Source organism: Actinomyces sp. HMSC075C01 (assembly GCF_001812965.1).
Taxonomy (GTDB): domain Bacteria; phylum Actinomycetota; class Actinomycetes; order Actinomycetales; family Actinomycetaceae; genus Actinomyces; species Actinomyces acetigenes.
Genome location: NZ_KV810937.1, coordinates 37752 through 50495, shown reverse-complemented (window position 1 = coordinate 50495; position 12744 = coordinate 37752). Strand labels below are relative to the sequence as shown.

General features: G+C 71.6%; 12 protein-coding genes. 11 read left to right on the top strand and 1 reads right to left on the bottom strand.

Annotated elements, in window-relative coordinates:
• Positions 1 to 124: 124 nt before the first annotated feature.
• On the bottom strand, positions 125 to 595 hold the full coding sequence (locus HMPREF2883_RS14550) for a hypothetical protein (protein ID WP_141758987.1): 471 nt from the start codon (positions 593 to 595) through the stop codon (positions 125 to 127).
• A 6-nt stretch (positions 596 to 601) separates the two neighbouring features.
• On the opposite strand from HMPREF2883_RS14550, the gene HMPREF2883_RS01795 reads away from it, so the two are divergent.
• The 11 genes from HMPREF2883_RS01795 (at position 602) to HMPREF2883_RS01745 (ending at position 12691) form a co-directional block, all read left to right on the top strand.
• Positions 602 to 1450: a tetratricopeptide repeat protein gene (locus HMPREF2883_RS01795; protein WP_070658650.1), complete on the top strand. Its 849-nt coding sequence runs from the start codon at positions 602 to 604 to the stop codon at positions 1448 to 1450.
• A gap of 2 nt (positions 1451 to 1452) precedes the next feature.
• Positions 1453 to 2553: an HAD-IIA family hydrolase gene (locus HMPREF2883_RS01790; RefSeq protein ID WP_141758989.1), complete on the top strand. Its 1101-nt coding sequence runs from the start codon at positions 1453 to 1455 to the stop codon at positions 2551 to 2553.
• A gap of 97 nt (positions 2554 to 2650) precedes the next feature.
• A complete protein-coding gene (locus HMPREF2883_RS01785; protein ID WP_070658646.1) occupies positions 2651 to 2905 on the top strand; it encodes a hypothetical protein in 255 nt (84 codons plus the stop codon).
• A 1-nt stretch (position 2906) separates the two neighbouring features.
• Complete coding sequence (locus tag HMPREF2883_RS01780) at positions 2907 to 3779, top strand: TlyA family RNA methyltransferase (RefSeq protein WP_070658644.1); 873 nt, start codon at positions 2907 to 2909, stop codon at positions 3777 to 3779.
• Between the two features lie 143 nt (positions 3780 to 3922).
• Positions 3923 to 4882, top strand: a complete 960-nt coding sequence (locus HMPREF2883_RS01775; protein WP_070658657.1) for an NAD kinase — start codon at positions 3923 to 3925, stop codon at positions 4880 to 4882.
• The gene (recN, locus tag HMPREF2883_RS01770) at positions 4879 to 6687 is read left to right on the top strand and encodes a DNA repair protein RecN (RefSeq protein WP_070658659.1); all 1809 of its coding nucleotides are present in this window, start codon (positions 4879 to 4881) and stop codon (positions 6685 to 6687) included. The genes HMPREF2883_RS01775 and recN overlap by 4 nt, the downstream gene beginning before the upstream one ends.
• Positions 6684 to 7889 carry a putative cytokinetic ring protein SteA gene (gene steA, locus HMPREF2883_RS01765; protein ID WP_070658642.1) on the top strand — a complete coding sequence of 402 codons (1206 nt, stop codon included), beginning with the start codon at positions 6684 to 6686 and terminating at the stop codon, positions 7887 to 7889. The genes recN and steA overlap by 4 nt, the downstream gene beginning before the upstream one ends.
• Positions 7890 to 7947: 58 nt before the next feature.
• Positions 7948 to 8877 (top strand): copper transporter, encoded by a 930-nt coding sequence (locus HMPREF2883_RS01760; protein WP_070658640.1) that lies wholly within the window; start codon positions 7948 to 7950, stop codon positions 8875 to 8877.
• 96 nt (positions 8878 to 8973) lie between these two features.
• Entirely contained in the window at positions 8974 to 9891 is a 918-nt protein-coding gene (locus HMPREF2883_RS01755) for a hypothetical protein (protein WP_070658639.1), read from the top strand.
• The gene (gene murJ / locus HMPREF2883_RS01750) at positions 9891 to 11537 is read left to right on the top strand and encodes a murein biosynthesis integral membrane protein MurJ (RefSeq protein ID WP_070658637.1); all 1647 of its coding nucleotides are present in this window, start codon (positions 9891 to 9893) and stop codon (positions 11535 to 11537) included. Before HMPREF2883_RS01755 ends, murJ begins: the two co-directional genes overlap by 1 nt.
• Positions 11534 to 12691 carry a glycosyltransferase family 4 protein gene (locus HMPREF2883_RS01745; RefSeq protein ID WP_070658636.1) on the top strand — a complete coding sequence of 386 codons (1158 nt, stop codon included), beginning with the start codon at positions 11534 to 11536 and terminating at the stop codon, positions 12689 to 12691. Before murJ ends, HMPREF2883_RS01745 begins: the two co-directional genes overlap by 4 nt.
• The last annotated feature ends 53 nt before the right edge of the window (positions 12692 to 12744 follow it).

Here is a 12744-nt window from a genome sequence, read left to right as displayed (position 1 = left end):
GGGGGACCGGCCCGACAACCGTTAACCCCCACACCCCAACAACACAGGACACAACCAGCGACCGCCACGCGACGTGCTGCTGGTACCTGTTACGCCTGAGTGCCTCCGGCCAGGTAGGCTCCTCTCAGGTATTCAAGGACAGCGGGGGAACTGACGGCAGTCCCGGAGTGAAAGAAGGACCATGGCGTATCAGGACCGTCAGCACGGCTTGGACCACGGCGATGCAGGTCGGCGTCGCCACGGCAGTGAGCGTCACGGCTTCGGGGCGCGTCGCCGTTTCGCAGAAGAGGATGGCCACTCTCACCGCAGGGATTACGGGGGCCGGGACGACTGGCGCGACGAACGGCGTCGCGACGGGGACAGCGGCGACAGGCGCGGTGACCGCAACGGTAGGCGGCCAGGTCGTCTCAACGACCGTTCCGGGCGGAAGGATTCGCGGGACAGACGAGACGACCGGCGTGGTCGTCCGCCGCAGCGTCAGCGCGTTCCCGAGCCCAAGGTTCCGGACGAGGTTCAGCCCGGAGACCTCGAGCGCGGTGCACGGGGCGAGCTGCGCGCCCTGGGCCGCGCCAACGCTGAAAACGTCGCTCGGCACCTGGTGATGGTTCAGCGCCTCCTCAACGAGGATCCTCAGGCCGCCTACGAGCACGCGCGCTATGCCGCCTCTCACGCGGGCCGCGTTGCCGTCGTCCGGGAGACGGCCGGGATCGCCGCATACCTCGCCGGCCACTACAGCGAGGCGCTCCGAGAGATTCGCGCCGCCAGGCGCCTGTCCGGTCTTGACCTCCACCGGGCCATCGAGGTCGACTGCGAGCGAGCACTGGGTCATCTCGACAAGGCCCTCCAAGCCGCTCAAGCGGCCGATCCACGCCAGCTCGACGAGATTGAGCGGGCCGAGCTGGCCATGGTCGTCTCCAGCCTTCGCCACGACATGGGCCAGACGGATCTCGGTCTGATCATCATCGAGGACGCCATCAGGGCACGGCCCTCCGACAGTGAGACCCTCCGACGCCTGCACTCCGTGCGCGCCGACCGGCTCGAGGAGCTCGGCCGGCATCAGGAGGCCGAGGCCATCCGTGACCGTATCGGCCCTGAGCCGGTGGAGGAGGACGAGGTCGAGGTCTTCGACATCGAGGACGACTGCGACTCCGAGGCCCAGGAGGAGGACAGTCCGGAGCGCTCCGGTACGCAGAGCGCCACCGATTCTGATGGCGACACGGACGACGAGGCAGTGAGCGAGGCGGCCGAGGCTTCGCGGGCCTCGGATGAAGCCGCCCAGGACAAGGCCTCAGCAGACCTCGATGAGCACGACGAGCCTATGAGCCAGGATGAGGACGCTCAGTGGTCGCAGTCCTTCTCCGAGCGCGTCGAGGCCGAGATGGCCGAGCTGCTCCAGGACGCGCAGGACACGCCTGCGCCTTCCACCAACGCCTCTGAGGAGCCCCGATGACCGTGCCCCAGCCCCAGGCCACTGATACCGCCGTCCCCGCCACCCTGATCGGCAGCGAGCAGCCCCTGTGCGTCGCCTACGACGTCGCCCTGCTGGACCTCGACGGCGTCTGCTTCGCAGGCCAGGCCCGAGTGCCCCACGCCGCCGACAACGTCAACGCCGCCCGCCAGGCCGGAATGCACCTGTCCTTCGTCACCAACAACGCCTCACGGGCCCCTCAGACGGTCGTGGACAAGCTGGCAGACAACGACATCACCGCCGAGGCGTCGGAGGTCTTCAGCGCCGCCATGGACGCGGCCGCCATGCTCACCGAGCACGTCGAACCGGGTTCCATGGTGCTCGTCGTCGGCGGCGACGGCGTCCGCCAGGCCCTCCTCGACGAGGGCTTCCAGGTGACCAGCAGCGCGCAGGACGAGCCGGTCGCTGTCGTCCAGGGCTGGGACCCGGCGGTTGACTGGGCGCTGCTGTCCGAAGGCGTCTACGCCATCAATGCCGGGGCCCTCCACGTGGCCACCAACCTCGATGCGACCCTGCCCACCGAGCGGGGTTTCGCCCTGGGCAACGGCAGCCTCGTGGCCGCCGTCGTCCATGCCTCGGGCAAGGAGCCCCTGGCCGGGGGCAAGCCCTTCCCCGGGATCTACACGCGCGCCCTCAAGCGGGCCGGTGGGACCAGGCCCTTGGCCGTCGGCGACCGGCTCAACACCGACCACGTCGGAGCCCGGGCCGCCGGGATCCCCGGGCTGCACGTCCTCACCGGTGTCTCCGACGCGCGAGACGTCATCTGTGCGCCGGCCACCGAGCGTCCCAGCTTCCTTCACACCGACCTGCGGGGCCTGACCGCGCCCCACCCCGAGCCCGTGCGAGTTGAGCTCGACGGCCAGGTGTGGTGGCGGGTCGGCAGTCGTAGCGCCCGAGTCCTCGGCTCCGGGCTCGAGCTCCAGGACGCCGGCGCCGTGTCCTGCCCGGACGGCAGCGCTGTGCGTATCGACTTGGACTCCTACCGGGCGCTGGCCGTGGCCGCCTGGGACTGGGCTGACGCCCAGGTCCGCCGGGGCGAGGCCGCAGAGCTGGAGGTGCCCGAGATCGAGGTGATCGAGCCCTGAGATACCGGTCGGGGCCGGTGAGGCTCCTACCGGGGGAGAAGAGCAGCGCGCAGCGGCAGCGCGAACGATGTCGAAACGATATCGATGGGAGTCAGGAATGAGCGGCAACGAGTCGAGAACCGACGTCGGGGAGGAGAGTCCGGCGACGGCGGACTCCGCGCACCGGCCTGCTCCTCGGCCGCCGGTGCCCTCGCCCCCGCGAGCCGACGTCGCCCTGACGGCGGCGCAAGGGCTCCACGACCACGCCGACGAGCTCGCCCAGATCGCTCAGATGCCCTTGGAGGAGCGCGCAGCCGCCCTGGCCGCCATCCACGAGGACCTCGCCGCCGTCCTGCACAAGGCGGAAGGCTGATATGGCCCGGCTCATCCGCATCGACTCAGAACTCGTGCGCCGCGGGCTGGCCCGCTCCCGCACTCACGCCGCCACCCTCATCACTGACGGTCATGTCACCCTCGACGGCGAGGTCGTCACCAAGCCCGCCCGGCAGGTCAACCCGGCCCAGGCCATCGAGATCCTGGTGCCCTCCGGAGACGACTACGTCTCCCGCGGCGCCCACAAGCTCGCCGGTGCCCTGGACACGCTGGGGCGACGCGGCCTGGCACCCCGCGTTGAGGGTCGCCGCTGCCTGGACGCCGGCGCCTCGACCGGCGGCTTCACCGACGTCCTCCTGCGCCGCGGTGCTGAGCACGTCGTAGCCGTTGACGTCGGCTACGGCCAGCTGGCCTGGTCGCTTCGCTCCGACCCCCGCGTCACCGCCCTGGACCGCACCAACATCCGTACGCTGGATCCCGAAGCCGTCGCCCCCGCCCCGGAGCTGGTCGTGGGTGACCTGTCCTTCATCTCCCTGACCCTGGTCCTCGAGCCGCTGCTGCGCGCCGCGGCCGACGACGCCGACCTTCTGCTCATGGTCAAGCCCCAGTTCGAGGTGGGTAAGGACCGGATCGGGCACGGGGGAGTGGTGCGCGACCCGGAACTCCATGTGGAGACCGTCATGACGGTGGCTGAGCGGGCCCATGCCCTGGGCGTGGGAGTCGAGGCCGTGACCGCCTCCCCCCTTCCGGGGCCAGCCGGTAACGTTGAGTACTTCCTGAGCATGCACGCCTCCCGCGCCGGGTGCCCCGAGGACCTGAGCGGGGACGAGCTGCGCTCCAGCATCGAGGACGCCGTCGCCGCCGGCCCCGCGGCGCTCGATCCACGACGACGCAGAACAAGGACCCGCCCATGAGCAAGCTGAGCCCTTCAGACACCAGTGCTGCGGCGCGCCCGGCCGACTCTACTGACTCTGCCAACTCTGTCGACTCTGCAGGCCTCCGCCAGAGCTCGCAGCAGCCGGGAGCGGAGCAGCACGGTCGGAGGATCTCGCGCGTCATGCTGCTGCAGCGCGAGCTCAACGACAAGCCCGTCCCCGTCCCCAGACCCAGTGCTCCCACGGCCAGCGCCGTGGCCCGGGCCTCGGCGGCGCTGCGTGCCCACGGAGTCGAGCCGGTCGGCCCGGACTGCACCGACCACGTCGACCTCGTCCTGGTGCTCGGCGGTGACGGTACGATCCTGCGCGCCTTCGAGATCGCCCGCGAGCGCGACATCCCCCTGGTGGGTATCAACACCGGCCACGTCGGCTTCCTGGCCGAGGCCGACCCCGACGGCATCGAGCAGGTGGTGGCGGATCTGGTCGCCGGCCGCTACACGGTCGAGACCCGCACCACCTTGAACGTGGAGGTCATCTGTCCCGACGGGACGGTCACGCGCGACTGGGCCCTCAACGAGGCGGCCCTGGAGAAGCGAGACCGCGCCCGCATGATCGAGGTCGCCATCGGCGTCGACGGCCAGGCCGTCTCCTCCTTCGGCTGCGACGGCCTCATCATGTCCACCCCCACCGGATCGACCGCCTACGCGTTCTCCTGCGGAGGCCCCGTCATCTGGCCCGAGGTCGAGGCGCTCCTCCTGGTGCCCGTGGCTGCGCACGCCCTGTTCACCCGCCCCCTGGTCCTGGGGCCCAACTCCTGCATGGAGGTCGTCATCCAGCGAGTGGGCTTCGGAGGCGCCGAGATCTGGTGCGACGGAAGACGCAGCCTGGACGTGCCGGTCGGCGCCAGGATCCGCGTCACCCGGGCGGAGCGTCCGGTGCGCCTGGCACGTTTCAACGAGGCCCCCTTCGCCAGTCGCCTGGTGCGCAAGTTCGACCTGCCCGTGGAGGGATGGCGGGCCTCCAGCAGCGCCGATGAGGCCCACTCGCCCGAGGAGGACGCGCTGCATCAGCCGAATCTCTCAACCTCCGGCAAGGGCGCCGAGGGTGAGCGCCGGTGGGGCTCCTCGGGAGGGACGGCGTGATCGAGTCTTTGCACATCGAGGACCTCGGTGTCATCGAGGAGGCCGACCTTCCCCTTAGTCGTGGCCTGACCGCCCTGACCGGTGAGACCGGCGCCGGCAAGACGATGGTGCTCACCTCCCTGGGGCTGCTGCTGGGGCAGAGGGCTGAGACCACTATCGTGCGCACCGGTGCCGAGCGCAGCCTGGTCGAGGGCGCCTTCCTGGTCGACCCGGACTCGCGTGTCGCGGCCCGCGTCATCGAGGCCGGGGGTGATCTCGACGACGACCTCCTCCTGGCCTCTCGCACGGTCCCCGCCTCTGGACGTTCCCGCGCCTACCTGGGAGGGCGCTCCGTGCCGGCCTCGGTCCTCAGCGAGGTGGGGGGCCGGCTGGTCTCCGTCCACGGTCAGGCCGACCAGCTGCGGCTGCGCTCGACCGCGGCCCAACGCGCTGCTCTGGACTCCCTGGGCGGCCAGGACCACGCCGCGCTGTGCCGGCGCTACGCCCGGGCCTACCAGGCGCGCCGACAGGCCGGCCAGGAGCTCCAGGAGTGGCAGGCATCGGCTCACGCCCGGGCCGTCGAGGTGGCCCAGCTGCGCACCTGGCTCGAGGCCCTGGAGGAGGTCGACCCCCGCAGCGGTGAGGACCGGGAGCTGACGGCGGAGGCCGAGAGACTCGACCACGCCGAGGACCTGCGCAGGGCTGCCACGGGGGCCCGTACCGCCCTCAGTGGGGAGGAGTCCTCCACCGGGCAGGCGCCCGACGTCGTCTCCCTCATCGCCTACGCGCACCGCAGCCTGGCCGCCGAGTCCGACCGTGACCCCGCTCTGGCCGAGCTGTCCGCGCGCACCCAGCGACTGGGCATCGACGCAGCCGATATCGCCGCCGAGCTGGGCGGGTACCTGTCCGCGCTGAGTGCCGACCCGGCTCGCCTCGCCCAGGTCCAGGACCGCCGCGGGGAGCTTGCCCGCGCCTGCCGGGAGATCGGCGGGCCTCAGGAGCAGCTCGACGACGTCGACGCCCTCCTGGCCTGGGGCGAGCGCGCGGCCGCGCGTCTGGCCGAGCTCGACGGCCCCCAGGACACTGCCACCGTCCTGGCCGAGCGCCTGGCCGCCGCCGACGAGGAGCTGGCCGGTGCAGGCGCGGAGCTGAGCCGGGCGCGTCGGCGGCTCGGCGAGCGTCTTGAGCAGGCCGTCACCGCGGAGCTGGAGGGCCTGGAGATGAAGGGTGCCCGGCTCGTCGTCGAGCTGGACCGGCTTGATGAGCCCGGTCCCACCGGCCTGGAGAGCGTCGCCCTCACCCTCGTCTCACACCCTGGCGCGCCCGCCCTGCCCCTGGGGAAGGGGGCCTCGGGAGGCGAGCTGTCCCGCATCATGCTCGCCCTGGAGGTGGTGCTCGCTGACGCCGCGGCCTTAGCGCGCCCCTCGACCCACACCCGCACGCTCGTCTTCGACGAGATCGACGCCGGGGTGGGAGGCCGGGCCGCCCGGGAGATCGGTAGGCGCCTGGCTCGTCTGGCACGACACCACCAGGTCATCGTCGTCACCCACCTGGCGCAGGTGGCGGCCTGGGCCGACACCCACCTCGTGGTGCGCAAGGAGACAGTGACCGCCCCCGATTCCGGTACCGACCCCGCAGAGGCGCCCGCAAGGAATGTGAGAAAGTCCCAGCCGGGACGCACCCGCACACAGGTCTTCGTCGTCGAAGGCCAGGAGAGAGAACGGGAGCTGGCCAGGATGCTCTCCGGGCACGAGGACTCTCAGGCCGCGGTCCGGCACGCCGCTGAGCTTCTCCAGGAAGCAGTCGTGGGACAATCCGAGCCGTGAGGAATCCCTTCCGCAGGAAGTCTGCGTCCGTCTCCGAGCATCCCAGCGGTGTCGTGCGCGTCGACGCGCGCACGAAGAAGCTCACCAAGCGTCTCCAGCCCGGGGAGATCGCCGTCATCGACCACACCGACCTCGATCGGGTGGCCGCCGAGGCTCTGGTGGAGCGCGGTGCCTCAGCGGTCCTCAACGCCTCCCCGTCCATCTCCGGGCGCTACCCGAACCTCGGCCCCGAAATCCTCCTGGACGCGGGAATCCCCCTCGTGGACGACCTGGGCCCCGACATCATGCGTCTGCACGACGGCCAGCGCATCACCGTCGAGGACGGCTCGGTGCGGGTCGAGGGTAAGGAGCAGGTCGTCGCCGAGGGAGCGGTCCAGACCAAGCAGACCGTTGCCGAGGCCATGGAGGAGGCCAAGAAGGGCCTGTCTGTCCAGCTGGAGGCCTTTGCCGCCAACACCATGGAGTACATGCGCGGGGAGTGGGATCTGCTCCTCAACGGCGTCGGCATGCCCTCGCTGACCACGCAGATGGGCGGCAAGCACGTCCTGGTGGTCGTGCGCGGCTACTCCTACAAGGAGGACCTGCAGGCGCTCAAGCCCTACATCCGCGAGTACAAGCCCGTTATCATCGGGGTCGACGGGGGCGCCGACGCCGTCCTGGACGCCGGCTTCAAACCGACCCTGATCGTGGGCGACATGGACTCCGTGTCCGACAAGGCACTGACCTGCGGCGCCGAGATCGTCGTCCACGCCTACCGCGACGGACGTGCCCCGGGCCTGGCCCATGTCGAGGAGCTCGGGGTCGAGCATCATGTCTTCGCCGCCACCGGCACCAGTGAGGACATCGCCATGCTCATGGCCGATGAGGCCGGTGCCGAGATCATCGTGGCCCTGGGGACGCACGCTACCCTGCTGGAGTTCCTCGACAAGGGGCGCGCCGGCATGTCCTCGACCTTCCTGACCCGGCTCAAGGTCGGAGGTCGCCTCATCGACGCCAAGGGCGTCTCCCAGCTCTACCGCACCCGCATCTCGGGGTGGTGGCTGCTGTTCCTGGCCCTGGCGGGCACCTTCGCCCTGGCCATCGCTCTGATGTCCACACCCGGTGGACAGACCTTCCTGGGCCTGTCCGGCGCCGTGTGGGACGACGTTGTCAACTTCTTCCGTTCACTGCTGGGCCTGGCCCCGAACTCACCCACCGTCTAACGACCCCCGCCCATCTGAGAGGCAGCCCCTCTCACGGTCATTCTCAAGGTCTTCAACCATGATCGACTTCCGCTATCACCTGGTATCGCTCATCTCCGTGTTCCTGGCTCTCGCCGTCGGGGTCGTCCTGGGAGCCGGCCCCCTGCAGAACTCCCTGGGGACCGCGCTCAACGACCAGGTCACCGCCCTGCGTGAGAACCGCAACGCCACCCAGGCCAAGCTCGAGCAGACTGAGACGGCCGTCAACGAGCGGGACTCCTACATCACTCAGGCCGCCAGCAGCCTCCTGCCCGGGACCCTGGCCTCCAAGAGCGTGGCCATGGTACTTCTGCCCGATGCCAAGGCCGAGGACGCCGACGCCATCACCACCCAGCTCAAGAGCGCAGGCGCCACCGTCACCGGTCGAGTGAGCCTGACCAGCACCTGGGTGGACCTGTCCCGGGAGAACTACCGCTCCACCTTCTCCGGACAGGTCCAAGGGCACCTGGGCAGCGCCAACTCCCAGGACGCCAACGGCATTCTGGGAGAGGCACTGGCCAAGGCCCTCACCTCCAACGACGACTCCTCCCGAGTCCTCATGGACATGCTGTCAGTGGACAAGTCCGACACGCCCTTCGTCACCGTGGACTCCACGCCCACCGCTCCGGCGGAGATGATCGTCGTCGTCGGGCCGCGCCCGCAGGCCTCCTCCGGCAAGGGCGCAACGGTCGAGGCCTCACCGGGTCAGGACCCCAAGGCCTGGGCCAAGGCGCTGGAGGGTACAGCCGGCCGGGCGCCCACAGTTGTCGTCGGCTCAGCCGACGGTGACGACGGCGTCGTCGGCATCATCCGCTCCGAGAAGGCGAAGGTGACCACCGTCGACTCCATCGGCCAGATCGCCGCCTTTGTCTCCACACCCCTGGCCCTGGCCTCCACCCGAGCGGGAACCATCGGCCACTACGGCTTCGACGAGGGAGCCGAGGCCGTCATGCCGCCAGTGACCAAGTAGTCCCTGTCCTCAGGCGACTCAGCCGACTCAGGGGCTGCGGCCGCGTCATGAGTGGCGACGCCGCGATCCGTCCTCGTACTGCCTTAGGCTGAGATCATGGCTGGCACGATCACGCGAGTAAGCTCCTGCGCCCGAGGACTGGCGAGGGTGGGCCTCAAGGCGGCGGGCACCGCCCTGTCCTGGTCCGCCTGTCTGGCGCCCATCGCCCAGGGACTGGAGCGCACCAACTTCCACGGCCGCACCGTGAGCCTGCGCGGGGGCGTCGGGGCCGCAGCCGGCGCCGTGACGGCAGGGATCGAGGCCGGCAGACTCCTGCGGGCCAGGACGGCCTCTCCCTCACGGGTAGGGCTCGCCGCCACCCTTGCGGCGGCGGCCGGCGGGTGCGCCGGCCTGGTCGACGACCTCGATGCCGGGGCCCACGACGGCGACACCCCCGCCAAAGGGCTCAAGGGCCACCTCACCGCCCTCGCCCACGGACGCGTCACCACCGGAGCCCTCAAGATCGCCGTCATCGGCTCAGGGGCACTTGTCGGCGGTGTCCTCCTGGCCCGCCACCGCAGCTCGGGCACAGGCGCACGTCCGCTGGCGTCCAGCGCCGTCGACGCCGCGTCCAGCGCCGTGGTCATTGCAGCCTGGGCGAACCTGCTCAACCTGCTCGACCTGCGCCCCGGACGGGCGCTCAAGACCGCCTGCATCGTGAGCGCCCCGCTGCTGGCCACCACCGGACGCGACGGTGAACCCACCCGGATGCTGGCCGCGGGCACCCTGGGAGTCAGCCTCACGGCCCTGCCGGAGGACCTCCTGGAGAACACGATGCTGGGGGACACCGGGGCCAACGCCGTCGGCGCCCTGCTGGGAACCGCCCTGGCGTGCCACCCCCACGCCGCGGTGCGCGCCGGGGCCGCCCTGAGCGGGGTGAGCCTCATCCTGGCCAGCGAGAAGATCTCCTTCTCCCGCGTCATCACCGACACCCCGGTGCTGGCCGCACTCGACGGGCTGGGACGCCGCCCCTGATGGCATCCCGGCAACGCCACGGCGGCCTGCTCTCAGCGGCCGGGTCCGTCGCCGGCCTGACCCTCGTCTCCCGCGTCCTGGGGTTCCTGCGCTGGCTCGTCCAGGCCGCCACCGTCGGCACCGGCACGGTGGCGGGCGCCTACACCACGGCCAACCAGCTGCCCAACACCCTCTACGAGGTCGTCGTCGGAGGGGTCCTGGCGGCCACGGTCGTTCCGCTCCTGGCCGCACCGATCGCCGCGGGCAGGCGCGAGGAGGTCACCGCCACCGCCTCGGGGCTGCTGGGTCTGGTCTTGGCGGTCCTGACCCCGCTGTCCCTGGGGCTCATCGTCCTGGCCGCACCGATCGCCTCCCTGTTCCCCACCTCCCAGGGCGTGGACCCGGCGCTCCAGCACGAGCTCGTCGCCTCCTTCCTGCGTATGTTCGCCCTGCAGGTGCCCATGTACGGAGTGGCGGTCGTCCTCACCGGGGTCCTCCAGGCTCACAACCGCTTCGCCTGGCCGGCTCTGACACCGATGCTCTCCAGCCTCGTGGTCATGGCGACCTACGGGCTCTACGGGGTGCTGGCCGGCGGTGAGGACGCAGCCGCTTCCAGCCTCGCCCTCCAGGTACTGGGCTGGGGCACGACCCTCGGGGTGGCCGCGCTCAGCCTGCCGCTGCTGTGGCCGGTCCACCGGCTGGGGCTGGGACTGCGCCCCACCCTGAGACTGGGGGGCGCCCAGGCCCGGCGGGCGCTGCGGCTCGGTGGGGCCGGGGTGTGGACGATCCTGGCTCAGCAGGTGAGTGTCCTGGTGGTCCTGGCTATGGCCCGTTGGGGCGGGCAGACCGGCACCGCGGCGGTCTACCAGTACACGCAGGCCGTCTACGTCCTTCCCTACGCGGTGCTGGCCGTCCCGGTGGCCACCGTTCTCTACCCCCGTCTGACCGCCGCCTTCGAGGCCAGCGAGCTTTCGCCGAGCAGGCCCGGTGGCACAGGCGGGGAGGACGTCACGCGCCTGGTGGCGACCTCAACGGCCCTGGTCACCGCCGTCGCCGTGGCCGGAACCGCCATGCTCCTGGCCGCCAGCGCCGCCGCCGAGCGATTCTTCTCCTTCAAGCAGGTCGACGGGATGGGCCAGGCGCTGGCCGTCCTGGCCCCGGGACTGATCGGCTACGCCCTCATCTACCAGGTCACCCGGGTCCTGTTCGCCGCCGACCGCTCTCGGCCCGCCGCCCACGCCACCGCGGCCGGCTGGCTGACCGTGGCGGTGGCCAGCGCTGCCTGCGTGCGCCTCATGGCGCCCTCGGGCGGGGACGGGCGCGCCACCCTCGTGGCCCTGGGAATGGGCACGACCATTGGGATGACAGTGGCGGGGGTGAGCCTGCTGGTCGTTCTGGCCCGGGTCATGGGGCGCCGGGTGCTGCGCGCGACCCTGACGGCGCTCGTCGCAGGGCTGCCCGTGGCCCTCGCCGCCGGGCCGGCTGTGCGTGCGGCGACCACCCGCGTCACCTCCCTGCCCCTGGCCGTTGTCACCGCCGTGATCGGTGCTGCTGCGGCCGCAGCCCTCGTCCTGGTGGTCATCCACCTGGCCGACCGCAGCCTCCTGGCATCGGTACGCGGTGGGAGGGCGACGGTGAGAACGAAGGATGACAAGGAGAGACCATGAGCGGTGTCGATGCCACGAACGAGCCCGGTGCCGCGCCGGGCACGCACGCCGGGCGCCGGAGGATCCTCCAGGTGTGCGGATCGGCCGCCGGAGGGGTGCGGGCCCACCTGGCCGACTGCGCCCGGCTCCTGGCCGCCGACGGCCACGACGTCATCGTCGAGGCGCCCGCCGCGGTCCTTGACACACTGGATGTTGAGCCGGCTCGCGCCGAGGCACTCGAGATCGGCCCCCGCCCCAGCCTCAACGACTCCCTGGCCGTGGCCAGGCTGCGTCGGCTGGGACGGCGCGCCGACGTCGTTCACGCCCACGGCCTGCGAGCCGGGGCCCTGGCCGCCCTGGCCCTGGGACGACGCCGCCGCGGACGCACCCGCCTGGTCGTCACCCTCCACAACCTCACCATCGGGGGACGCCTGACCACCCTGGTGGGGGAGAGGCTCGAGCGGCTCATCGCCCGACGCGCCGACCTCATCCTGGCGGTCAGCCCCGACCTGGCCGAACGGGCCCGGGAGCTCGGCGCCCCACGCGTCGAACTCGCCATCATTCCGGCAGCGCCCCCACAGCAGCCCACCGAACCGGCCCCCTCCGACCCGGCTGCGCCGGAGGAGGCCTGGCCGCAGGAGGGCGCCCGCCTCCTGACCGTCGCCCGCCTGGCTCCCCAGAAGGGCCTGCCGCTGCTGCTCGAGGCCGCCGCGATCCTCTCCCGCGAGGTCGACGCCGGCCGGCTGGCGGCCTTCACCTGGGCCCTCGCCGGGGACGGCCCCGGCCGCGAGGAAGCCGCTGAGCGCATCGCCGCCGAGCAGCTCCCGGTCACCCTCCTGGGGCGGCGAACCGATGCTCCGGCCCTCATGGAGGCCGCTGACGTCGTCGTCCAGACCAGCCTGTGGGAGGGCCAGCCCCTCACCATCCAGGAGGCCCTGCGCTCAGGCACCGCGATCGTGGCCACCGACGTCGGCGGCACCGCCGTGACCGCCAGGGGAGGAGCCGTCCTCGTGGCTCCCCGGGCCCAGGCCATCGCCGAGGCGCTCGGAACCCTCCTGAGCGACCCCGAGGCCCGCTCCCGCGCCGCCGAGCGCGCTCACGAGGCGGCGGGGCGCCTTCCCGGGCTCGAGGACCTCGCGGTCCAGTTGCGTCAAGCAGCTCTGGCTCAGGACTGAGCGCAGATGACGTCAGCAGGACGCTCGTGCGTCGGGCAGGTTTCGCCGGGCCT